The sequence below is a fragment of the Rhodanobacter soli genome (genome assembly GCF_040548735.1).
Taxonomy (GTDB): Bacteria; Pseudomonadota; Gammaproteobacteria; order Xanthomonadales; family Rhodanobacteraceae; genus Rhodanobacter; species Rhodanobacter soli_A.
Genome location: NZ_JBEPSD010000006.1, coordinates 1 through 20,951 on the forward strand (window position 1 = coordinate 1; position 20,951 = coordinate 20,951).

The 20,951-nt window shown below is 66.6% G+C and carries 24 protein-coding genes and 1 pseudogene; 17 read left to right on the top strand and 8 right to left on the bottom strand.

What is annotated here, in order from left to right:
- The 5 genes from ABIE04_RS17570 to tpx all read left to right on the top strand — a co-directional run.
- On the top strand, positions 1 to 306 hold a 306-nt coding region (locus tag ABIE04_RS17570), incomplete at its 5' end, for a c-type cytochrome (RefSeq protein WP_354553213.1).
- 1 nt (position 307) lies between these two features.
- Positions 308 to 1,072, top strand: a complete 765-nt coding sequence (locus tag ABIE04_RS17575; RefSeq protein WP_354553215.1) for a formylglycine-generating enzyme family protein — start codon at positions 308 to 310, stop codon at positions 1,070 to 1,072.
- 10 nt (positions 1,073 to 1,082) lie between these two features.
- Positions 1,083 to 1,655: an SCO family protein gene (locus ABIE04_RS17580; protein ID WP_354553217.1), complete on the top strand. Its 573-nt coding sequence runs from the start codon at positions 1,083 to 1,085 to the stop codon at positions 1,653 to 1,655.
- Positions 1,656 to 1,742: 87 nt separating this feature from the next.
- Positions 1,743 to 2,180, top strand: coding sequence for a CopD family copper resistance protein (locus ABIE04_RS17585; RefSeq protein ID WP_354553219.1), 438 nt, complete (start codon positions 1,743 to 1,745; stop codon positions 2,178 to 2,180).
- A gap of 26 nt (positions 2,181 to 2,206) precedes the next feature.
- Positions 2,207 to 2,707, top strand: a complete 501-nt coding sequence (tpx, locus tag ABIE04_RS17590) for a thiol peroxidase (RefSeq protein ID WP_354553221.1) — start codon at positions 2,207 to 2,209, stop codon at positions 2,705 to 2,707.
- Between the two features lie 33 nt (positions 2,708 to 2,740).
- On the opposite strand, the gene ABIE04_RS17595 is transcribed toward tpx, so the two are convergent.
- Together ABIE04_RS17595 and azu are read right to left on the bottom strand one after the other, a co-directional pair.
- Complete coding sequence (locus ABIE04_RS17595) at positions 2,741 to 3,148, bottom strand: group III truncated hemoglobin (protein WP_354553258.1); 408 nt, start codon at positions 3,146 to 3,148, stop codon at positions 2,741 to 2,743.
- 101 nt (positions 3,149 to 3,249) lie between these two features.
- A complete protein-coding gene (gene azu / locus ABIE04_RS17600; RefSeq protein WP_354553260.1) occupies positions 3,250 to 3,696 on the bottom strand; it encodes an azurin in 447 nt (148 codons plus the stop codon).
- Between the two features lie 147 nt (positions 3,697 to 3,843).
- Here azu and fdxA point away from each other — a divergent pair, with 147 nt between their 5' ends.
- Complete coding sequence (fdxA, locus tag ABIE04_RS17605) at positions 3,844 to 4,167, top strand: ferredoxin FdxA (protein WP_354553223.1); 324 nt, start codon at positions 3,844 to 3,846, stop codon at positions 4,165 to 4,167.
- Between the two features lie 53 nt (positions 4,168 to 4,220).
- On the opposite strand, the gene gap is transcribed toward fdxA, so the two are convergent.
- Positions 4,221 to 5,222 carry a type I glyceraldehyde-3-phosphate dehydrogenase gene (gene gap, locus ABIE04_RS17610; RefSeq protein WP_354553225.1) on the bottom strand — a complete coding sequence of 334 codons (1,002 nt, stop codon included), beginning with the start codon at positions 5,220 to 5,222 and terminating at the stop codon, positions 4,221 to 4,223.
- A gap of 165 nt (positions 5,223 to 5,387) precedes the next feature.
- On the opposite strand from gap, the gene ABIE04_RS17615 reads away from it, so the two are divergent.
- From ABIE04_RS17615 to ABIE04_RS17630, 4 genes are all read left to right on the top strand, one after another.
- Entirely contained in the window at positions 5,388 to 6,206 is an 819-nt protein-coding gene (locus ABIE04_RS17615; protein ID WP_354553227.1) for a S1/P1 nuclease, read from the top strand.
- Between the two features lie 94 nt (positions 6,207 to 6,300).
- A complete protein-coding gene (pyk, locus tag ABIE04_RS17620) occupies positions 6,301 to 7,773 on the top strand; it encodes a pyruvate kinase (RefSeq protein ID WP_354553229.1) in 1,473 nt (490 codons plus the stop codon).
- 97 nt (positions 7,774 to 7,870) lie between these two features.
- Complete coding sequence (locus ABIE04_RS17625; protein ID WP_354553231.1) at positions 7,871 to 8,311, top strand: energy transducer TonB; 441 nt, start codon at positions 7,871 to 7,873, stop codon at positions 8,309 to 8,311.
- A 144-nt stretch (positions 8,312 to 8,455) separates the two neighbouring features.
- Positions 8,456 to 9,460 (top strand): class I fructose-bisphosphate aldolase, encoded by a 1,005-nt coding sequence (locus tag ABIE04_RS17630; protein WP_354553233.1) that lies wholly within the window; start codon positions 8,456 to 8,458, stop codon positions 9,458 to 9,460.
- 102 nt (positions 9,461 to 9,562) lie between these two features.
- Here the strand turns inward: ABIE04_RS17630 and ABIE04_RS17635 are convergent, their stop codons facing one another.
- Both ABIE04_RS17635 and ABIE04_RS17640 read right to left on the bottom strand, forming a co-directional pair.
- Entirely contained in the window at positions 9,563 to 10,162 is a 600-nt protein-coding gene (locus ABIE04_RS17635; RefSeq protein ID WP_354553235.1) for a porin family protein, read from the bottom strand.
- Between the two features lie 205 nt (positions 10,163 to 10,367).
- On the bottom strand, positions 10,368 to 11,021 hold the full coding sequence (locus tag ABIE04_RS17640) for an outer membrane beta-barrel protein (RefSeq protein ID WP_354553238.1): 654 nt from the start codon (positions 11,019 to 11,021) through the stop codon (positions 10,368 to 10,370).
- A gap of 227 nt (positions 11,022 to 11,248) precedes the next feature.
- Here ABIE04_RS17640 and tkt point away from each other — a divergent pair, with 227 nt between their 5' ends.
- Positions 11,249 to 13,258: a transketolase gene (gene tkt, locus ABIE04_RS17645; protein WP_354553240.1), complete on the top strand. Its 2,010-nt coding sequence runs from the start codon at positions 11,249 to 11,251 to the stop codon at positions 13,256 to 13,258.
- Between the two features lie 72 nt (positions 13,259 to 13,330).
- Here the strand turns inward: tkt and ABIE04_RS17650 are convergent, their stop codons facing one another.
- Positions 13,331 to 13,969, bottom strand: a complete 639-nt coding sequence (locus ABIE04_RS17650) for an HAD hydrolase-like protein (protein WP_354553242.1) — start codon at positions 13,967 to 13,969, stop codon at positions 13,331 to 13,333.
- A complete protein-coding gene (locus ABIE04_RS17655) occupies positions 13,969 to 15,153 on the bottom strand; it encodes a phosphoglycerate kinase (protein ID WP_354553244.1) in 1,185 nt (394 codons plus the stop codon). Before ABIE04_RS17655 ends, ABIE04_RS17650 begins: the two co-directional genes overlap by 1 nt.
- Before the next feature lie 170 nt (positions 15,154 to 15,323).
- Between ABIE04_RS17655 and maiA the strand changes: the two genes are divergently transcribed.
- Positions 15,324 to 15,986 carry a maleylacetoacetate isomerase gene (gene maiA / locus ABIE04_RS17660; protein ID WP_354553247.1) on the top strand — a complete coding sequence of 221 codons (663 nt, stop codon included), beginning with the start codon at positions 15,324 to 15,326 and terminating at the stop codon, positions 15,984 to 15,986.
- A gap of 75 nt (positions 15,987 to 16,061) precedes the next feature.
- Here maiA and ABIE04_RS17665 read toward each other — a convergent pair whose 3' ends face one another.
- The gene (locus ABIE04_RS17665; RefSeq protein ID WP_354553249.1) at positions 16,062 to 17,174 is read right to left on the bottom strand and encodes a PilT/PilU family type 4a pilus ATPase; all 1,113 of its coding nucleotides are present in this window, start codon (positions 17,172 to 17,174) and stop codon (positions 16,062 to 16,064) included.
- Between the two features lie 85 nt (positions 17,175 to 17,259).
- Here ABIE04_RS17665 and ABIE04_RS17670 point away from each other — a divergent pair, with 85 nt between their 5' ends.
- The 5 genes and pseudogenes from ABIE04_RS17670 to ABIE04_RS17690 all read left to right on the top strand — a co-directional run.
- The gene (locus ABIE04_RS17670; protein WP_354553251.1) at positions 17,260 to 17,826 is read left to right on the top strand and encodes a DUF4398 domain-containing protein; all 567 of its coding nucleotides are present in this window, start codon (positions 17,260 to 17,262) and stop codon (positions 17,824 to 17,826) included.
- Positions 17,823 to 18,464, top strand: coding sequence for a hypothetical protein (locus ABIE04_RS17675; RefSeq protein WP_354553253.1), 642 nt, complete (start codon positions 17,823 to 17,825; stop codon positions 18,462 to 18,464). The genes ABIE04_RS17670 and ABIE04_RS17675 overlap by 4 nt, the downstream gene beginning before the upstream one ends.
- 354 nt (positions 18,465 to 18,818) lie before the next feature.
- Positions 18,819 to 19,046 (top strand): YdcH family protein, encoded by a 228-nt coding sequence (locus tag ABIE04_RS17680; RefSeq protein WP_027492953.1) that lies wholly within the window; start codon positions 18,819 to 18,821, stop codon positions 19,044 to 19,046.
- Positions 19,047 to 19,205: 159 nt separating this feature from the next.
- Positions 19,206 to 20,576 carry a pyridoxal-phosphate dependent enzyme gene (locus tag ABIE04_RS17685; RefSeq protein WP_354553256.1) on the top strand — a complete coding sequence of 457 codons (1,371 nt, stop codon included), beginning with the start codon at positions 19,206 to 19,208 and terminating at the stop codon, positions 20,574 to 20,576.
- 112 nt (positions 20,577 to 20,688) lie between these two features.
- Positions 20,689 to 20,951, top strand: a pseudogene (locus ABIE04_RS17690) (glutamine--fructose-6-phosphate transaminase (isomerizing)); the annotation flags it as partial.

Sequence of the window (20,951 nt, forward strand, 5' to 3'; positions counted from 1 at the left end):
TGCCACCAGGCGAATGGCGAAGGCCTGCCGAACGTGTTCCCGCCGCTGGCGAAGTCGGACTTCCTGGCGGCCGACCCGAAGCGGGCGATGACCATCGTGACGCACGGGCTGACCGGCAAGATCACGGTGAACGGCCACGAGTACGATTCGGTGATGCCGCCGATGGCGCAGCTGACCGACGACGAGGTGGCGAACATCCTCACCTACGTGCTGAACAGCTGGGACAACCCGGGTGGGCAGATCAGCAAGGAAGAGGTGGCCAAGGCACGGGCCGCGGCCGCGCCTGCGGCAGCAGCGGAGCACTGAGATGCGTGCACGACTGGCACTGGCCTGGCTCGGTCTGATGCTGGCGTTCCCGGCAGCGGCGGCGGACTACGTCGCCTTGCCGGGAGGCAGTTTCAACAGCGTGTTGCCGGCCGACGGCAAGGCGGCCGCGGCGCAGGTCGCGCCGTTCCGCCTGCGCACCGAGCCGGTCACCAATGCCGAGTTTCGGGCGTTCGTGAAGGCCCATCCGCCATGGCGGCGCGACCGGGTCGCGAAGATCCTCGCCGACGAACGCTATCTCAGCCATTGGGCCGGCGCCGACGTGCTGGGCGAGCAGGCCCTGCCCAACCAGCCGGCGACCCGGGTCAGCTGGTTCGCCGCGCAGGCGTACTGCGAGAGCGAGCAGGCGCGCCTGCCGAGCTGGTACGAGTGGGAGTACGCGGCCGCGGCTGATGCCACGCGCCGCGATGCCCGTGCCGATCCGGCCTGGCGCGAAAGCATCCTGGGCTGGTACTCGCGCCCGTCCAGCAAGGCGCTGCCGGACATCGGCGGCGCGCCGAACGTCTACGGCGTGCGCGACCTCAACAACCTGGTGTGGGAATGGGTCGACGACTTCAATGCGCTGATGGTCGCCAGCGACAGCCGTGAGCAGGGCGACCCGGACCTACTGAAGTTTTGCGGCGCCGGCGCGATCAGCCTGCAGGAAAAGGAGAACTACGCGGTGCTGATGCGCATCGCGATGCTGTCCGCGCTGCAGGCCGCCGACACCACCAACAACATGGGCTTCCGTTGTGCGAAGCCCGAATGAGGCATGCGTCATGAAGCGTCTGTTGCCCCTGTTTGCGATGTTCCTGCTGCTCGGCAGCGCGCGGGCGGCCACCCCGCTCCCCGGTGACTCGGTCTACAACCTGCCGGTGCAACTGACCGACCAGGACGGTCGCCGGCAGACGCTGGCCGAGCGGCGCGGCCGGCCGCAGCTGGTGACGATGTTCTACACCTCGTGCCAGATGGTCTGCCCGATGATCATCGACAGCCTGCGGTTGACCCGCAATGCGCTGGACCCGGCCACCCGCGCCCGGATCGACCTGCTCGCGGTGAGCTTCGACCCGGCGAAGGACGACGTTGCCACGCTGAAGAGCTACGCGCAGAAGCGCAAGCTGGACCCGCGCATCTGGACCCTGGCGCGGGCCGAGCCGGCGCAGGTACGCCAGCTGTCCGGCGTGCTTGGCCTGCAGTACCGGCAGCTGCCCGACGGCGAGTTCAACCACAGCAGCGAGCTGATCCTGCTCGACGCCGACGGCCGCATCGCTGCCCGCACCACGAGGATTGGCAAGCTCGACGCCGAGTTCGTGGAAGCGATCCGCAAGGTGGTCGCCCAGCCGCAAAGCTGAGGCGACAGTCTTCCGAAGCTTGATCCATATCAGCGCGGCAAGTGCCGGCCGCGCGCAGACTTCCGGGAAAGCTTCGGGAGAATCTGCATGGGTGCCTGGTATCCGTGGATCGTGCTGGTGCACCTGGCGTGCGCCATCGTGTTCGTCGGCGCGGTGGCGTTCGAGGTGCTGGTGGTCGAGTCGCTGCACCGGCATGTCGACGCGGCCGTCATGCAGCGCATCGAGCAGGCGATCATGGCGCGGGTGCGCCGGTTCATGCCGGTGATCGTGGTGCTGCTGTTCGCCAGCGGCTTCGTGCTGTTCGACATCCGCTGCGACGGCCTGGCCTGCGTGGGCAGCCGCTTCGGCAACTGGCTGCTGCTGAAGGTGCTGCTGGCGTTCGGCGTGCTCGGCGTGTTCGTCAACGCGATGTGGGCGATGCGCCGCGGGAAGATGGACGTCTGCCGGTTCCGGCATACCCATCGCGTGGTGCTGGGCCTGATGGTCGGCATCGTCTTCCTGGCCAAGACCATGTTCTACTTGTAGCCATCCATCCACACACGAGGTGCACGATGTCGCATGTCACGTTCAAGGGCCAGCCGATCAGCGTCGACGGCCAGTTTCCCGCAGTGGGTTCGACCGCGCCGGCATTCAGCCTGGTCGGCGGCGACCTGTCCGACGTGGCGCTGTCGAGCTACGCCGGCAAGCGCAAGGTGCTGAACATCTTCCCCAGCGTCGACACCGGCGTGTGCGCCGCCTCAGTGCGCCGCTTCAACGAACTGGCCGGCCAGCTCGACAACACCGTGGTGCTGTGCATCTCGGCCGACCTGCCATTCGCGCAGGCGCGCTTCTGCGGCGCCGAGGGACTGGACCGCGTGACCAACCTGTCGCTGATGCGTGGCCGCCAGTTCCTCAACGACTACGGCGTGGCGATCGCCAGCGGCCCGCTGGCCGGGTTGGCCGCACGCGCGGTATTGGTGCTGGACAAGCACGACAAGGTGATCCACGCCGAACTGGTCAGCGAAATCGGCCACGAGCCGAACTACGACGCGGCGTTGAAAGCGCTGGGCTGATTGCTCTCGCCCTGCGCTGCCTGCCGGCTCGCGTCAGCGACTGATACCCACGATCGGCACGCCGAACGGCTGCGCCTGCGGATGCAGGCCCAGGCCCAGCTTGAGGCTGCGGCCGATGCGTTCGGCGTATTCCAGCATCAGCGCGGCGCCGGCTTCGTCCAGTTCCTCGGTACAGGTCTCGCGCCACAGCGCGAGCCAGCGGTCGAAGTGTTCGGCGCGGATCGGATGCGGCCGGTGCGCGCCCATCGGGTTGCCGCGATAACTGCCCGCACGCAACGCCACCGAGGCCCAGAACGAGGTCAGCAGGCGCTTGTGTTCGTCCCAGTCGTGCACGGCCGCGTTGAAGATCGGGCCGAGCTGCGGCTCGCGCCGCACCTTCTCGTAAAAACGGTCGACCAGCCTGGCGATGGCCGGCTCGTCCAGGGGTGACGGTGGGTTCATGCGGGACATTGTGGATCCGTGCGCGGAACGATGTGCAAGTTTGCCGGCAACAAAAACGCATCCGGCCACGAGCAGCCGGATGCGTCGCTGGTCCGGGAAGCTTACTTGCCCAGGCTCAGCGTGCCCTTCATCAGCGCGGCGTGGCCGGGGAAGGTGCAGAAGTAGGCGTACTGCTCGCCGGCCTTCAGCTTGGCCACGTCGATCGTGGCGGTGTCGGATTCGCCGCCGCCGATCAGCTTGGTGTGCGCGATGATGCGGGCGTCGCCCGGCTTCTCGTAGCTGTTGGCGGCGCCGGCCTTCATGCCGTCGGCGATCACGCCGGCCTCGTCGGCGCTGTGCGACAGCACCCAGTTGTGGCCCATCGCGGTGACCGGCAGCTTGCCGGTGTGCTTCAGGGTGACCTTGAAGGTCTTGCAGGTCTTCGGCACGGTGATGGTCTTCTGGTTGAACTGCATGGCGTCGCTGCCTTCGATGGTGGTCGCGCATTCGGCGGCCATCAGCGGGGTGGAGAGCAGGCCGAGCAGGGCAATGGCAATCAGTTTGCGCATCATGATGTGTTGCTCCTTGGGGATGGGGTTAGGCTCAGGTAAATTCTGCGGTGGCGGCGCGCGGCGGGCACTGATCTGGATCATGGCCGCGGCACCGGCTGTCATCGACACTGTAGCCAGCGCCGACGGGTGTCGGAAGGAGGCACGATGACGCACGTCGTCACCGAAAACTGCATCAACTGCAAGCACACCGATTGCGTCGAGGTATGTCCGGTGGACTGCTTCCACGAAGGGCCGAACTTCCTGGTGATCGACCCGGACGAGTGCATCGACTGCACGCTGTGCGTGGAGGAGTGTCCGGTCGGCGCGATCTTCCCCGAGCTCGACGTGCCGGCGGGGCAGGAGATCTTTCTCTCGATCAATGCCGAGCTGGCGCGCGAGTGGCCGGTGCTGACCAGCAAGATCCCGTCGATGGAAGATGCCGCAAAGTGGGACGGCGTACCGGACAAGCTGCCGCTGCTGAAACGGTAGGCACAAAAAAGCCCGCATCTGCGGGCTTTTTTGCTCTCATGCGACCTGGCGGCTTACTTCGCCACCACCCGCACCATCTCCAGGCACTTGTTCGAGTAGCCCCACTCGTTGTCGTACCAGCTGACCAGCTTGACGAAAGTGTCGTCCAGCGCGATGCCGGCCTCGGCGTCGAAGATCGAGGTGCGCGCGTCACCGCGGAAATCGGTGGCGACGACCTTGTCCGTGGTGTAGCCGAGGATGCCCTTCAGCGCGCCCTCGCTCTGCGCCTTCATCTCCGCGCAGATCTCCGCGTAGGTCGCGGGCTTTTCCAGCTCGACGGTGAGGTCGACCACCGACACGTCGGAGGTCGGCACGCGGAAGCTCATGCCGGTGAGCTTCTTGTTGAGTTCGGGGATCACCACGCCGACGGCCTTGGCGGCGCCGGTGGAGGAGGGAATGATGTTCTCCAGGATGCCGCGGCCGCCGCGCCAGTCCTTGTTGCTCGGGCCGTCGACGGTCTTCTGCGTGGCGGTGGCGGCATGCACGGTGGTCATCAGGCCGCGCTTGATGCCCCACTTGTCGTGCATGACCTTGGCGATCGGCGCCAGGCAATTCGTGGTGCAGCTGGCGTTGGAGATGATCGCCTCGCCCTTGTAGGTCTTGTCGTTGACGCCGTAGACGAACATCGGCGTGTCGTCCTTCGACGGCGCCGACAGGATCACCTTCTTCGCGCCCGCATCCAGGTGCTTCTGCGCGGTTTCCTTGGTCAGGAACAGGCCGGTGGATTCGATCACCACGTCGGCGTTCACTTCGTTCCACTTCAGGTTGGCCGGGTCGCGTTCCTGGGTCAGGCGGATGCGCTTGCCGTTGACCAGCAGGTGGCCGCCATCGACCTTCACGTCGCCCTTGAAGCGGCCATGCACCGAGTCGTAGCCCAGCATGTAGGCAAGGTAGTCCGGCTCCAGCAGGTCGTTGATCGCCACGATCTCGATGTCGTTGCCGAAATTCTGCACGGCTGCACGCAGCACGTTGCGACCGATGCGGCCAAAGCCGTTGATGCCGACCTTGATGGTCATGAGGGAACGTCCTCCTGAGGGCAATTGGGAATGTTGCGACGATGGATGGCCGCCGCGGGCCGCGGTGCCGGTGTTTCAACCGTGAAATCTTACAATGAAAGCGTCCGGATGGCCCGCGCCCGATTGTCGCTGTGGCAGACTGCGGCCTTTGCGCCGGCAGTCATCATGTCCTTCTCCAGTCGTTCGCTTGCCTTCGTGGCCGTCTTGTTCGCGGTCGCGCCGTCGGCCCAGGCCTGGGGGCCGCTCGGCCACAGCGTGGTCGCCGAGCTGGCGCAACGGCACCTGGATCCGGCCGCCGAGGCCGAGCTGGAGCGCCTGCTGGCGCCGGAACACACGCAGCGCCTGGCCGACGTCGCCAACTGGCCCGATCAGATCCAGGATGATCCGGCGCGCGCCGCGTTGTGGAAGCAGACGCGTGGCCAGCACTACGTCAATTTCCGCGGCGGCAGCGCTTGCGGCTACGTGCCGCCGCGCGACTGCCGCGACGGCCGCTGCGTGGTGGCCGGCCTGCAGTATTACGTCAGCGTGCTCGGCGATCGCAGCAAGCCGGACAGCGCACGCCGCGAGGCGCTGAAGTTCGTGGTGCATTTCGTCGGCGACGTCCACCAGCCGCTGCATGCCGGATACCGCGACGACAAGGGCGGCAATACGTACCAGGTGCAGTTCGACGGCAGGGGCAGCAACCTGCACAAGGTATGGGATTCGGGACTGCTGTCCAGCCGCGGGCTCGACTGGCAGGCCTATGCGCAGGCGCTGGATTCGGCGGTGCCGGTGAACCTGCCGGCGCCGATCGCGCCGCTGGACAACCCTTACGCGCAATGGGCGGAAGAGTCCTGCCGGATCACCGCCGAGCGCGGCTTCTATCCGGCCGGGCACGAGATCGACCCGGCCTACGTCAGGGCCGAGCTGCCGGTGGCCGAGCTGCGCCTGCGCCAGGCCGGCCGGCGGCTGGCGGCCGTGCTCAACCTCGCCCTGGCGCGCTAGCTCGAAGGCGCGGTCTGCGCGCCAGCGCACATCGACGGCATGCATACGAATGCAGGGTGGTGGCGCGCCGCGCGGCATCTGTTAGCCTCGGCACATGAACGAGAATCCTCTGCGCCGCACCAAGATCGTCGCCACCCTGGGCCCCGCCACCGACGTGCCGGGCATGCTCGAACGGATCATCGCCGAAGGCGTCAACGTGGTCCGCCTGAACCTCTCGCACGGACAGCCGGACGATCACCGCGCGCGCGCCAATGCGGTGCGTGCGGCGTCGGTGGCCGCCGGACGCGAAGTCGGCATCCTGGCCGACCTGCAGGGGCCGAAGATCCGCATCGAGACGTTCGCCAGCGGGCCGGTGGAGCTCGTCGACGGGGCGTCGTTCGTGCTGGATTGCCGCCCCGACGCGCCGCCCGGCGACGTGGGCCGCGTCGGCGTCAGCTATTACGGCCTGCCGCACGACGTGCACGCCGGCGACGTGCTGCTGCTGGACGACGGCCTGATCGCGCTGTCCGTGCAGGAAGTGGCCGGCGCCGAGGTGCGCTGCACGGTGCTGGTCGGCGGCAAGCTGTCCAACCGCAAGGGGCTCAACCGGCAGGGCGGCGGGCTATCGGTGACGGCGCTGTCGGACAAGGACAAGGCCGACATCAAGCTGGCCGCCGAGATCGGCGCGGATTTCCTCGCCGTGTCGTTCGTGCGTTCGGCCGAGGACATGCACCAGGCGCGCCGGCTGCTGCACGAAGCGGGCGGCGACGCGGCGCTGGTGGCGAAGATCGAGCGCGCCGACGCGATCCCGGTGCTGGGCGAGATCATCGACGCCTCCGACGTGGTGATGGTGGCGCGCGGCGACCTGGGCGTGGAGATCGGCGACGCCGAACTGCCCGGCCTGCAGAAGAAGATCATCCGCGAGACGGTGCAGCGCAACCGCGCGGTGATCACCGCCACGCAGATGCTGCAGTCGATGGTGCGCTCGCCGATCCCGACCCGCGCCGAGGTGCTGGACGTGGCCAACGCGGTGATCGACGGCACCGACGCGGTGATGCTGTCGGAAGAAACCGCGGCCGGCGCGCACCCGGACAAGGCGATAGCGGCGATGCGCCGGATCTGCCTCGGCGCCGAGCGCCAGTTCGAGCCGAAGGAGGATCTGGCCAGCGCCAGCCACCACATGAACCGCACCGACCAGGCAATCGCGCTGGCCGCGATGGTGCTGGCCGGCCAGCTCGGCGTGCGGGCTATCGTGGCGCTGACCGAATCCGGCGCCACCGCCCAGTGGCTGTCGCGCTATCGCAGCGCGGTGCCGATCTACGGCATGTCGCCGTCGGCCGCCGCGCGCCGTCGCATGCAGGTGCTGCGCGACGTGCAGCCGGTGGAGTTCAGTCACGGCGAGAAGCAGAGCATGGCCGCCTCCACCCGCGCCGCGGTGCGGCTGCTGTTCGAGCAGGGCAAGCTGGTCGAGGGCGACAGCGTGGTGATCACCTACGGCGACCGCATCGGCCACGTCGGCGGCACCAACACGCTGAAGCTGCTCTGGGTCGGCCCCGGCGGCACGGTCGAGAGCCTGCGCGACCTGTGATGGCTGACGCGCGGCTGTCCGGCGCGTCGGGCGTTGACTGGTGCCGGGCGGCAATGCCGCTACACTTCGTTCCGTCACCCCGGCCCAGGAGAACGCCATGAAGTCCATGTCCCGCCTGTTTCGTCAGGGCCTTTTGCTGGCACTGGCGCTGGGCTTCGTCACGCCGGTGCTGGCGCAGGTGCGCAAGATCGACCAGCAGGACCTGTACCGCTACTGGATCCTGCTCAATACCAAGGTGAAGATGGATGTGCCCAACAGCGGGCTGAACCTGGACAAGCCCGGCTGCGCGGCGGTGACCTATACGGTGGGCTCCGACGGCGTGCCGATGAACGTGCAGGTGGTCAAGGTGGCGCCGAAGAGCGATCTCGGCCCGGCGGCGCGCAGCGCGGTCTCCAATTTCCGCTACGGCCCGTCGCTGACCAACCGCATCGGCGAGCCGGTCGCCACCTACTACGTCGTGCCCTTCAACGCGCCGAAGGATCCGGCCCAGCGCCAGCAATTGATGGACCAGTGCAAGCTGCCCGGCTACGCCCCCTGAGCCGGTGCAGTCCGGCCGCGCTGCGCCTTGGCGCTTGCGGCCGCCGATCTGGCCTATAATCGCCGTTTTGAACCGCGCCGCTTCGGCCCCGAGGCGGCTTCCATCTTGTGCGGGCGGGCTACGCCCCGGCACCACGGAGTCGTCATGAGTATTGAAGATCTCGAAAGCATCGCCCTGGCGATGGTCGCGCCCGGCAAGGGCATCATCGCCATCGACGAGTCGACCAACACCATCAAGAAGCGCTTCGAGGCCGTCGGCATCGAGAACACCGAGGAAAATCGTCGCGCCTACCGCGAGCTGCTGTTGACCACGCCGGGCCTGAACGAGCACATCTCCGGCGCGATCCTGTACGACGAGACGATCCGCCAGTCGACGAAAGACGGCGTGCCGTTCACCCAGGTCATGAAGAAGGCCGGCATCATTCCCGGCATCAAGGTCGACAAGGGCCCGCAGCCGCTGGCCGGCTTCCCCGGCGACGTGGTCACCGAAGGCCTCGACGGCCTGCGCGAGCGCCTGCAGGAGTACGTCAAGCTGGGCGCCCAGTTCGCCAAGTGGCGTGCGGTGATCAACATTTCCGAAGAGAACCCCAGCTCCACCGCGATCGAGGCGAACTGCCACGTGCTGGCCCGTTACGCCGCGCTGTGCCAGGAAGCCGGCCTGGTGCCGATGGTCGAGCCCGAGGTGATCATGGACGGCGACCACAGCATCGAGGTGAGCTACGAAGTGCACGAAGCCGTGCTGCGCAGCCTGTTCAACGCGTTGTACGAGCAGAACGTGATGCTGGAAGGCACCATCCTGAAGGTCAGCATGGTCATCCCGGGCAAGGATTCGGACGAGCAGGCCGACGTCGAGGAAGTCGCCGAAGCCACCGTGCGCGTGCTGAAGTCCACCGTGCCGGCCTCGCTGCCGGGCATCGTGTTCCTCTCCGGCGGACAGACCGACGAGCAGTCCACCGCCCACCTCAACGCGATGAACCGCATGGGCCCGCACCCGTGGCCGCTGTCGTTCTCCTACGGCCGCGCCATGCAGCAGGCGGCGTTGAAGCTGTGGTCGAAGGACATGAAGGCGAACTACGCTGATGCGCAGAAGACCGTGCACGCCCGCGCGCGTGATAACGGCTTGGCCGCGCTGGGGCAGTGGAACGGCTGATTGCCGCACCGCCAGCGCAACGAAGAACGGGCGCCTTTCGGCGCCCGTTCCGTTTTCATCGCGCACATCCCTGTGCGCCACTCAACTTTGGTATGGCGTGGATCAGAAGCGGTATTCCGCGCTGACCGAGACCATGTCGGTGCTCAGGTTCACCCGGTCCTTCTTCGCGTCGTAGTAGTCGTAGTTCAGGCCGAGGCTGACGTTGTTGCTGAAGTCGTAGCCCACACCGGCGCCGGCGTACCAACTGGTGTCGTCCAGCCCCTTGCGCACCGGGTTGGCGTCGTTGCTGAGGCCGTGGCCCTTCCAGCCGTAGATGCCGGTGCGCGCGCTGACGTACCAGTTCGGGCTGACGTTGAAGTGGCCGTTCACGCCGGCAGTCCAGCCGTGCAGCTGGGATTTGTTGTCTGCCACAACCGGCTGGCTGTTGAAGATGTTCTTCGCGTGGATGTTGCCCAGGTCGTTGTAGCCCACCTCGGCGCCCAGTGCGACCGACGGGTTCAGCGCCCAGCGGTAGCCGCCGTTGATGCCGTAGCCGGTGTCGTGGTCGTCATACGGGCCATGGTTGAGCGAGGTCTGGCCGACATTGCCATTGATGAACCAACCGCCATTCTGGGTCGGCGCACTCTGCGCGAACACGGCGGGAACGGCCAGCAGGCCGGCGGAAGTGAAGGCGAGGGCGAGCAGGGTCTTTTTCATTTTCATGGGAAGCTTCTCCGGTTGTTGTCATGGCAGTCGGCCCAGAGGGGGAGTGGCCGCTGCTGAAAGTGCGCTGCCCAATCAGGCGGCGACACTTGAACACTTAGATGGGACGCTGGCCGAAAGATTCAATACCGATAAGTTCAGTATTAAGCCAACGTTAATCCGGGACGAGACGGCGAGGAAACCCCCGCCCTCTCGCGTACCTGGGTCAGAAGCGGTATTCGGCCGTCAGCGAGGCCGTATCGGTGGACAGGCTGATGCCGTCCTTCTTGGCGTGGTAGTAGTCGTACGCCAGACCCACGCCGAAATGGCTGTTGATGTCGTAGCCCACGCCGGCGCCGGCGTAGTAGTCGACCTTGTCCAGATCGTGCCGGTTGATGTCCTGGTTGGCGTAACCGTGACCCTGCCAGCCGTAGACGCCCGTACGTCCGCTGACGTACAGGCCCTGCCAGACATTGATCTTGCCGTTCACGCCGGCGGTCCAGCCGCGCAGGGCATTGCGCTGATCCTTCAGGTTGACGGGATTGTCGTTGAACGCATTCTTCAGCTTGAAGTTGCCGAGGTCGTTGTAGCCGACATCCACGCCGAGCCCGAGATCCTCGCCGACCTTCCAGCGGTAGCCGCCGTTGATGGCGTAGGTCGTCGGGTGGTCGTTATACGGGCCCTTGTTCACATGGGCCTGACCCACGCTGCCGTCGATGAACCAGTTGCCGCTGCCGATGGCTTGGCCCGGCTGGTAATTGCCGGTGGTCGGGGCGGTGCTGTCGCTGATCGCCGGAGCGGGCGTGCTGTCCTGCGCCAGGGCGGGCAGGGTGCACAAGGCGGTGGATGCGATGGCGAGGGCAATGAGCGTCTTTTTCATGGGGAACTCCTCTTGTATTGAACCGGGCCGCGGATCGTGGGGACGACGCGCGCGGTCGGGCAGCGCCTGGGGATGGTTCTGCGGGGCGTATTACTAGCGGGGCGATGCTGAAGCTCGCTGAACCGTGGAGGCCGGGGTTAAGCGCTTATTAATCCCGCCGCCACGAGCGACAGCCGGAGGGCATATCGGCGACAATGGGCGCTTTTGCACCCTCCGGAGACTGCCCGATGACCACCCGCCGCGAACTCGCCAATGCCGTGCGAGCCCTTGCCATGGACGCCGTGGAAGCGGCCAAATCCGGTCATCCGGGCATGCCGATGGGCATGGCCGACATCGCCGAAGTGCTGTGGAACGACTTCCTGCACTTCAATCCGGCCAACCCGCAGTGGTTCAACCGCGACCGCTTCGTGCTGTCCAACGGCCACGGTTCGATGCTGCAGTACGCGCTGCTGCACCTGACCGGTTTCGACCTGCCGATGGAGCAGTTGAAGCGCTTCCGCCAGCTGCATTCGAAGACCGCCGGCCACCCGGAAGCCAGCGAAACGCCGGGAGTGGAGACCACCACCGGTCCGCTCGGCCAGGGCCTGGCGAATGCGGTCGGCTTCGCGCTGGCGGAAAAAGTGTTGGCGGCGCATTTCAACCGCGACGGGCATGACATCGTCGATCACCACACCTACGTCTTCCTCGGCGACGGCTGCCTGATGGAAGGCATCTCGCACGAAGTCGCCTCGCTGGCCGGCACCTGGCAGCTCGGCAAACTGGTGGCGATCTACGACGACAACGGCATCTCGATCGATGGCGAAGTGCACGGCTGGTTCACCGACGACACGCCGGCGCGCTTCGAGGCGTACGGTTGGAACGTGATCCGCGGCGTCGACGGGCATGACGCCGAGGCGATCAAGCGTGCGCTTCTTCAGGCGACGAGCCAGAGCGAAAAGCCCACGCTTGTCTGTGCCAAAACCGTGATCGGTTTTGGGGCGCCGAACAAGCAGGGCAAGGAAGAAAGCCACGGTGCGGCGCTCGGCAAGGACGAGATTGCCGCTGCCCGCGAACAGCTGGGCTGGCATCACGCGCCGTTCGAGATTCCCGCCGAGATTTACGCCGGCTGGGATCACAAAAAGTCAGGTAATGAAGCCGAGCAGGCCTGGAACGATGCGTTCGCAAAGTACGCCGCCGCGCATCCGGAACTGGCCGCCGAGTTCAAGCGTCGCCTCGCCGGCGAGTTGCCGGCCGACTGGCCGGAGAAGTCGCGGGCGTACATCGCGAAGCTGCAGGCCGAAGGTCCGGAAGTGGCTTCGCGCAAGGCCTCGCAGATGAGCCTGGACGCGTTCGGCCCGCTGTTGCCGGAACTGATCGGCGGCTCGGCCGACCTGGCCGGCTCCAACCTCACCAAGTGGAAGGGCAGCCTCGACGCCGCCACTGGCAACAGTGCGGGCGGCAAGGGCAACTACGTCTACTACGGCGTGCGCGAGTTCGGCATGACCGCAATCGCCAATGGCCTGGCCCTGCATGGTGGCTTCATTCCGTATGACGCCACCTTCCTGGTGTTTTCCGATTACGCGCGCAACGCGGTGCGCATGAGCGCGCTGATCCCGGCGCACGCGATCCACGTCTACACGCACGACTCGATCGGCCTGGGCGAGGACGGCCCGACCCATCAGCCGGTCGAGCACATGGCGTCGCTGCGCTACATCCCGAACAACCAGCTGTGGCGTCCGTGCGACGCGGTGGAGTCGGCGGCGTCGTGGAAGGCGGCGATCGAGCGCAAGGGCGCGCCGTCCTGCCTGATCTTCTCGCGGCAGAACCTCAAGCACCAGCAGCGCAGCGAACAGCAGGTCGCCGACATCCTGCGCGGCGGCTATGTGCTGTCCGATCCGCTGGACACGAAATTCCAGGCGATCCTGATTGCCACCGGTTCGGAAGTGGAGCTGGCGATGGAAGCCTCGCGCGCGCTGGCACAACGGGGCGTGGCCGTGCGCGTCGTGTCGATGCCGTGCACCGAGGTGTTCGACGCGCAACCGCTGGAATACCGCGAAGGCGTGCTGCCGCTCTGGTGCCGCGCCCGCGTGGCGGTGGAAGCGGCCACCGCCGACTTCTGGCGCAAGTACGTGGGCTTGGACGGCGAAGTGGTCGGCATGACCACGTTCGGCGCCTCCGCTCCTGCGCCGCAGCTGTTCGAGCACTTCGGTTTCACCGTCGCCCACGTCGTCGACGCGGTGAAGCGCGTCGTGCGCTGAGCGCGGGTTCGGTTCCTTACATCCACAAAAAAGCCGCGGCACGCCGCGGCTTTTTTGTGTGTACCGACAAGCTCAGGCGAGCAACAGCCCGGCCAGTTCATCCGGCGTCGCCGCAATGGCATGAGCCCCCGCCTGCTCCAGTTCCGCGCGGTCGCCGAAACCCCACAGCACGCCGAAGCCGCGTACCCGGTTGGCCACGGCGCCGTCGATGTCGAAGTGGCGGTCGCCGATCATCACCGTGTCGGCCGGGTCGGCGCCAAAATCCGCCAGCGCTTCGCCGATCATCGTGGCCTTCTCGCTGTGTGCGCTGTCCGGGTGTGGGCCATACAGGCGCAGGAACGCGTCGCCGAACGGCAGGTGGGCGATGATCGGGGCGGCGTGGCGGTGCGGCTTACTGGTAACGACGGCAAGCTGGTGGCCAGCGCCGCGCAACCGTTCGATCAATAGCTCGATGCCCGGATAGATTTCATGCTCGCGCCAGCCGAGCGTGTTGAAGCGCTCGTGGTAGTACGCCACCGCCGCCTCGATGCGTTCGGCGTCATGGTCCAGCAGCGGTGCGAAGCTGTGCCGCAGCGGCGGGCCGATCCAGCGGCGCAGTTCCTCGTGCGCCGGCGCCGGCACGTCCAGCCGTGCCAGGGCATGCTTCACGCAGGCGGTGATGCCGTGCTCGGAATCGATCAGGGTACCGTCGAGGTCGAACAGGCAGAGCATTACTTGGCGGCTCGCGCCTTCAACGCGGTGACCGCCGGCAGTTCCTTGCCTTCGAGGAATTCGAGGAAGGCGCCGCCGCCGGTGGAGATATAAGACACCTTGTCGGCAATGCCGTACTTGTCGACCGCGGCCAGGGTGTCGCCGCCGCCGGCGATCGAGAACGCCTTCGACGCGGCGATCGCCCGTGCCAGCGTCTCGGTGCCCTTGCCGAACGCGTCGAACTCGAACACGCCGACCGGGCCGTTCCACACCACGGTGCCGGCCTTGGCGATCAGGGCAGCATAGAGTTCGGCGGTCTGCGGACCGATGTCGAGGATCATCTCGTCATCGCCGACCTGGTCGACCGGTTTCACCGTGGCTGGCGCCTGGGCGGAGAACGCCGGCGCCACCACCACGTCGACCGGCATCGGCACTTCGGCGCCGCGGCGTTTGGCGTCGGCCAGCACCTTCTTCGCAGCGTCGATCAGATCGGGCTCATACAGTGAATTGCCGACCGAGTGGCCCATCGCGGCGATGAAGGTGTTGGCGATGCCGCCACCCACGATCAGCTGGTCGACCTTGCCGATCAGGTTGTCCAGCAGGGTCAGCTTGGTCGACACCTTGGAGCCGGCCACGATCGCCAGCAGCGGATGCGCCGGGTGCTCCAGCGCCTTGCCCAGCGCATCGAGTTCGGCGCTCAGCAGCGGGCCGGCCGCGGCGACCGGGGCGTACTTGATCACGCCATGGGTGGAGGCCTGGGCGCGGTGCGCGGTGCCGAACGCGTCCATCACGAAGACGTCGCACAGCGCGGCATATTTCTTCGCCAGCGTGTCGTCGTCCTTGCCCTCGCCGACGTTCATGCGGCAGTTTTCCAGCAATACCACGTCGCCCGCGGCCACCTCCACGCCGTTGACCAGGTAGTCGGCCACCAGCCGCACCGGCTGGTCCAGCTTGCTGCTCAGCCACAGCGCCACCGGCGCCAGCGAGGAGTCGGCGTCGAACTGGCCTTCCTTCGGCCGGCCCAGGTGCGACATCACCATCACTTTCGCGCCGGCGTCGCGGGCGGCCCGGATGGTGGGCAGGGCGGCGTCGAGGCGCTGGGTCGAGGTGATCTGGCCGCGGTCGTCGATCGGCACGTTCAGGTCTTCGCGGATCAGCACGCGCTGGTCGCGCAAATCGAGGTCGTTCATGCGGATGACTGACACGGCGGAACTCCGGTAGTGGGTCGGGAACGGCCCGGGTGGGCGGTAACCGCCTATTGTCCGGTCCGCCGGGTACCGATGCAAACGCGATGGGCCGGGGTGCGCATTGCGGCGCGCCATGTGCCCGGTCCACACTGTGGCAAACTGCAGTTATCCGTCAGGGGGGATGGCTCATGGCTAGCGGGTTGGTGCTCTACGGCTACTGGCGTTCCAGTGCCGCGTATCGTGTGCGCATCGCGCTGAATCTGAAGGGCTTGAGTTACGAAACGCGGCCGGTGCACCTGGTGCGCGACGGCGGCGAGCAGCATGCGCCGGACTATCGCGTGCTCAATCCCCAGGAACTGGTGCCTTGCCTGTGCGACGGCGACCGGGTGATCACCCAGTCGCTGGCGATCATGGAATACCTCGACGAGATGCACCCGGAACTGGAGACGGCCCTGCTGCCGGTCGATGCGCGCGGGCGCGCCCAGGTGCGCGCGCTGGCGATGGCGGTGACCTGCGACATCCACCCGCTGGGCAACCTGCGCGTCCTGCAGCAGCTCGAGGCGCAGTTCGGCGCCAGCGAAGAACAACGCGCGGAGTGGTCGCGGCACTGGATCGGTACGGGCTTCCGGGCGATCGAGGTGATGCTGGGCGACAACGTGGCGACCGGTCGTTATTGCCACGGCGAAACGCCGAGCATGGCCGATGCCTGCCTGATACCGCAGGTGTACAACGCGCTGCGCTGCAAACTGCCGATGGACGACTACCCGACCATCTCGCGCATCTACCGGTCCTGCAACGAGCTGGAAGCGTTCCAGCGCGCGGCGCCGGAAGCGCAGCCGGACGCCCCATGAGCAGAAGTGAGTGAGCAGGAGTGAGGAACCAGGGCGGCTTGCATCGCTCTTTTCCCGCTTCTGACCACTCGTTTCTCAGAAGCCCATGCCGTACGGGTCGTTGCCGACCAGTTCCTCGTCGTTGGAACCGCCTTCGGCGAGACGGATCTTCAGCGCCAGGCCGTCGCGCGAGTCGGACTTGTTGAGTGCCTCCTCCAGCTCCACGCGGCCGTCCTTGTACAACCGGTACAGCGACTGGTCGAAGGTCTGCATGCCTTCCTGCAGGCTGCGGTCCATCGCTTCCTTGATCTCGTGGATCTGGCCGCGGCGGATCATGTCGCGGATCAGCGGGGTGTTCAGCAGCACCTCGGCGGCCGGGATGCGGCGGCCGTCCTTGCCGATCACCAGGCGCTGGCTGATCACCGCGCGCAGGTTCAGCGCCAGGTTCATCAGCACGTTCTTGTGCGCCGATTCGGGGAAGAAGTTGAGGATGCGCTCCAGCGTCTGGTCGGCGTTGTTGGAATGCAGCGTGGCCAGGCACAGGTGGCCGGTTTCGGAGAACGAGATCGCCGCCTCCATCGTGTCGGTGTCGCGGATCTCGCCGATCATGATCACGTCCGGCGCCTCGCGCATCGCGTTCTTCAGCGCCTCGTGGTAGCTGTGCGTGTCCAGCCCCACTTCGCGCTGGTTGACGATCGACTTCTTGTGCCGGTGCAGGTACTCGATCGGGTCCTCGATGGTGAGGATGTGCCCGGACGAATTGGTGTTGCGCTGGTCGATCATCGCCGCCAGCGTGGTCGACTTGCCCGAACCGGTGGCGCCGACCACCAGGATCAGGCCGCGCGGCTCCATGATCAGGTCACGGAAGATGCCGGGCAGCTGCAGCTGGTCGATGCTGGGGATCTCGCTCTTGATCGCGCGGATCACCATGCCCACTTCGCCGCGCTGCTTGAACACGTTGATGCGGAAACGACCGGCTTCCTTCACCGCCAGCGCCATGTTCAGCTCCAGGTCGCGTTCGAACTGCGGAACCTGGCCTTCATCCATCAGCGAATAGGCGATCTTCTTGACCATGCCGCCGGGCAGGCCGGTATTGCCCAACGGATACAACTTGCCCTCGACCTTGATATTCACCGGAGCGCCGGTGGACAGGAACATGTCCGACGCGCCCTTGTCTACCATAAGCTTGAGGAAGTAACCGATGTCCACGAATGACCCCTGTTTGCGAAAATGCGCGTTGCAATGATGGATTATGCCCGCCCACAATACGCTGCGACACACCATGAGGAATGTGATGTACATCTTTTCCCCGCCGGCCGGATCCCCGCGCCGTATCCGCACGGCCATGGCCATCCTGGTGCTGGCCCTGACGCTGGCCGGCTGCGCCTCGGTACCGCCGCCGAATGACTCGATGAATCAGGCGCAGAACCAGCTGCAGATGGCCCGCGATGCAGGCGCGGCGGACTATGCGCCGGTCGACCTGGGCTTTGCGCAGGACAAGTTCCAGCAGGCGCAGGCGGCGATGGCCGAGCGCAAGTACGCCGATGCGGCGAGCCTGGCCGAAGAGTCGCGGGCCGATGCCGAGCTGGCTCAGGCCAAGGCCCGCCTGGGCGCGGCACGGGCGCAGATCCAGAGCAAGGTGCAGGAAAACACCCGCTTGCGTCAGGAGGGCGAACAGGCTGCGGCAGCCGCCCGGACGCAGGACGCGGCCCCGGCACAACCCTCGTCCAGCGCACCGCCGACCGAGGACATGCCGGCGCCGTCGTCGTCGATCCTGTCCACGCCGCCAGCCGACGGTTTCCAGACCGTGCCCGACACCGTCCAGCAACCTGCCGCGAACTCCCAGGGAGGCCAGCCATGAAGCGCTCCACTGCCATTCTTGCCGCGATCACGCTGGCACTGGCCAGCCTCGGCACGGCACACGCCCGGCAGGACGACATCGACATCAACCGCCTGACCGGCAGCCTCAACCAGCTTGCCAACGATCCCGGCATGGGCAATTACGCGCAGGCCGAACAGGCGCGCGCCCGCGACGCGATCAACCGGCTGGCCCAGGCCAGCTCGCGCGAGCGGCCGCACGCGCTGTACCTGGCCGAACGCCGGGTCGACCTGGCCAAGACCGCTGCGCAACTGCAGGACGCCCAGATCAAGCTGACCCAGCTCGATCGCGAGCACGACCAGATCCTGCTCGAGAACAGCCGGCGCGATGCGGAACTGGCGCGGCGCGAACTGGAACGCCAGCGCCTGCAATACCAGCTGGCGCAGGAAGAATCCGCGCGGCTGCAGGCGCAGGGGCTGGAATACTCGCAGGCCGCCGAGCAGGCGCGTGCCGAAGCCGATCGCGCGAAAAAGCTGGCGGCGGCGCAGAGCAAGGTGGCCAGGGCCGCCCGTCGTCAGGCTGAGCTGGCCGCCCAGGCGGCCAAGGCGATGCGTTCGCAGATGGAAGACGCCGACAAGCCGGCCAAGGCGACCCCGGATACGTCGAAACAGCACCCCTGAGGCACGCCCGACAGGGCGCCTCGCGCGCCCTGTCGACCTTTCGGGCCGGGTTCGTCCGGGCTATACGCAGCCAAATGTAAAATGCTGTTTTGACAGCTTTTTCACGAAAACCTCCGGGGTTCCGTGAAGGGTCCTCGAAAGGCTTGCAGCCCCCTGACCGGGGGAGTAGGGTCAAAGCCCCACGAGGCATCCAGGCCTTGTGGGTCACTGACCCGAACCATGCGCTTATCCCACGTTTCCATGCTTCCCCTGCGTCCCGGTCATCCGGCGTGGGTGGTGGGGTGCGCGCATGCGTTCACCGTCTGCGGATGCTTCCTGTCGCATCCGCACGTCAACTCGCGAGGAGGTCGGATCATGTTTGAAAACCAGCAGCGTGACGATGTCGAGGCATTGATGAAGGCCGATGCCGAATTCCGGCGGCTCTACCAGCACCACCGTGAACTCGACAGCAAGGTGCACGACGCCGATATCGGCGTACTGCCCATCGACGACGTCACTCTCGCCAGCATGAAGAAGGAGAAATTGCTGGCCAAGGCGCGACTCGAGCGCATGTGGACGGATCGGGCGCATCTGATCCACTGATACTGCTGTTTCACGTGAACGCGGCCCCGGGCCTTTCCCTGTATCGGGAAGGGTGCCGGGGCCGCCGCGTTTGCGGCGACCGGCCGGGCCGACCGGTTATCATGGCGATCCTGCAGCGGCGGTATCGCCCGACGCTGCTCCCGAAGCGACGGAGCCCCCATGACGGTCCACCAGAGTGTCCTCGAATTGATCGGACGTACCCCGATGGTGCGCGCGCAGCGCCTGGACACTGGGCCGTGCGAGCTGTTCCTCAAGCTCGAGAGCGCCAACCCCGGCGGTTCGATCAAGGACCGCATCGGCCTGTCGATGATCGAGGGCGCCGAGAAGGACGGCCGCATCCGCCCGGGTGACATCCTGGTCGAAGGGACCGCCGGCAACACCGGCCTGGGCCTCGCGCTGGTCGCGCAGCAGAAAGGCTACCGCCTGATCCTGGTGGTGCCGGACAAGATGAGCCGCGAGAAGATCTTCAACCTCAAGGCGATGGGCGCCGAGGTCGTGCTGACCCGCTCCGACGTGGCCAAGGGCCACCCCGAGTACTACCAGGACATGGCCGAGCGGATCGCCCGCGAAACGCCGGGCGCCTACTTCATCAACCAGTTCGGCAACCCCGACAACCCGGCCGCGCACATCGCCACCACGGGGCCGGAAATCCTCGAGCAGATGGACGGCAAGGTCGATGCGATCGTCGTCGGCTGCGGCTCGTCCGGCACGCTGAGCGGCCTGTCGAAGTTCTTCGCCGAGCACTCGCCGCAGACGGAACTCGTCCTGGCCGATCCGGTCGGCTCGATCCTCGCGCAGTACATCAACGAAGGCACGCTTTCGACCAAGTCCGCCAGCTGGATGGTCGAGGGCATCGGCGAGGATTTCCTGCCGAGCATCAGCGACTTTACCCGGGTGAAGAAAGCCTACGCGATCTCCGACAAGGAAAGCTTCCTCACCGCGCGCGAACTGCTGGCGAAGGAAGGCATCCTGGGCGGCTCGTCCACCGGCACGCTGGTGGCCGCGGCGCTGCGCTACTGCCGCGAGCAGAGCGCGCCGAAGCGCGTGGTGACCCTGGTCTGCGACACCGGCAACAAGTACCTGTCCAAGCTGTACAACGACTACTGGATGCTCGACAACGGCTTCATCGAACGCGAGCAGCACGGCGACCTGCGTGACCTGCTGCTGCGTCCGTTCGCCCAGCGCGACACCGTGGTGGTCGGCCCGAACGAACTGCTGATCACCGCCTACAACCGCATGAAGCTATACGACGTGTCCCAGCTGCCGGTGATGGACGGACGCAAGCTGGTCGGCATTGTCGACGAGTCCGACGTGCTGATCCACGTGCACGTCGACGGTGCGCGCTTCCGCGACCCGGTGTCGACCGCGATGATGACCAACCTGCAGATGCTCGACGTGCGCTCGCCGGTCGAATCGCTGTTGCCGGTATTCGAGCGCGGCCACGTGGCGATCGTGGTCGACGGCGACGACTTCCTCGGCCTGATCACCCGCATCGACCTGCTGAACTGGCTGCGCCGCAAGGTGGATTGAGCGGTTTGCCCGCCGCTGCGCCGTTCCGGTGCAGCAAAAATTCATGTGGCCCCGTCAAAATGGCCGTTCGTGCGAAGCCGGGGCTCCGCATCCATCAAAGGAAGTTCCGTCGATGTGTGGAATCGTTGCTGCCGTCGCCCAGCGGGATGTCGCGCCGCTGCTGATCGCCGGCCTGAAGGCGCTGGAATACCGCGGCTACGACTCGGCCGGCCTGGCCGTGCTGGACGGCGGCCAGGTCCGCCGCGTGCGCGCCAAGGGCAAGGTGCGCGAGATGGAGGCGCTGTACCTGGCCGACCCCTTGGCCGGCGGCACCGGCATCGCGCATACCCGCTGGGCCACGCACGGCGTGCCGAACGAGGCGAACGCGCACCCGCA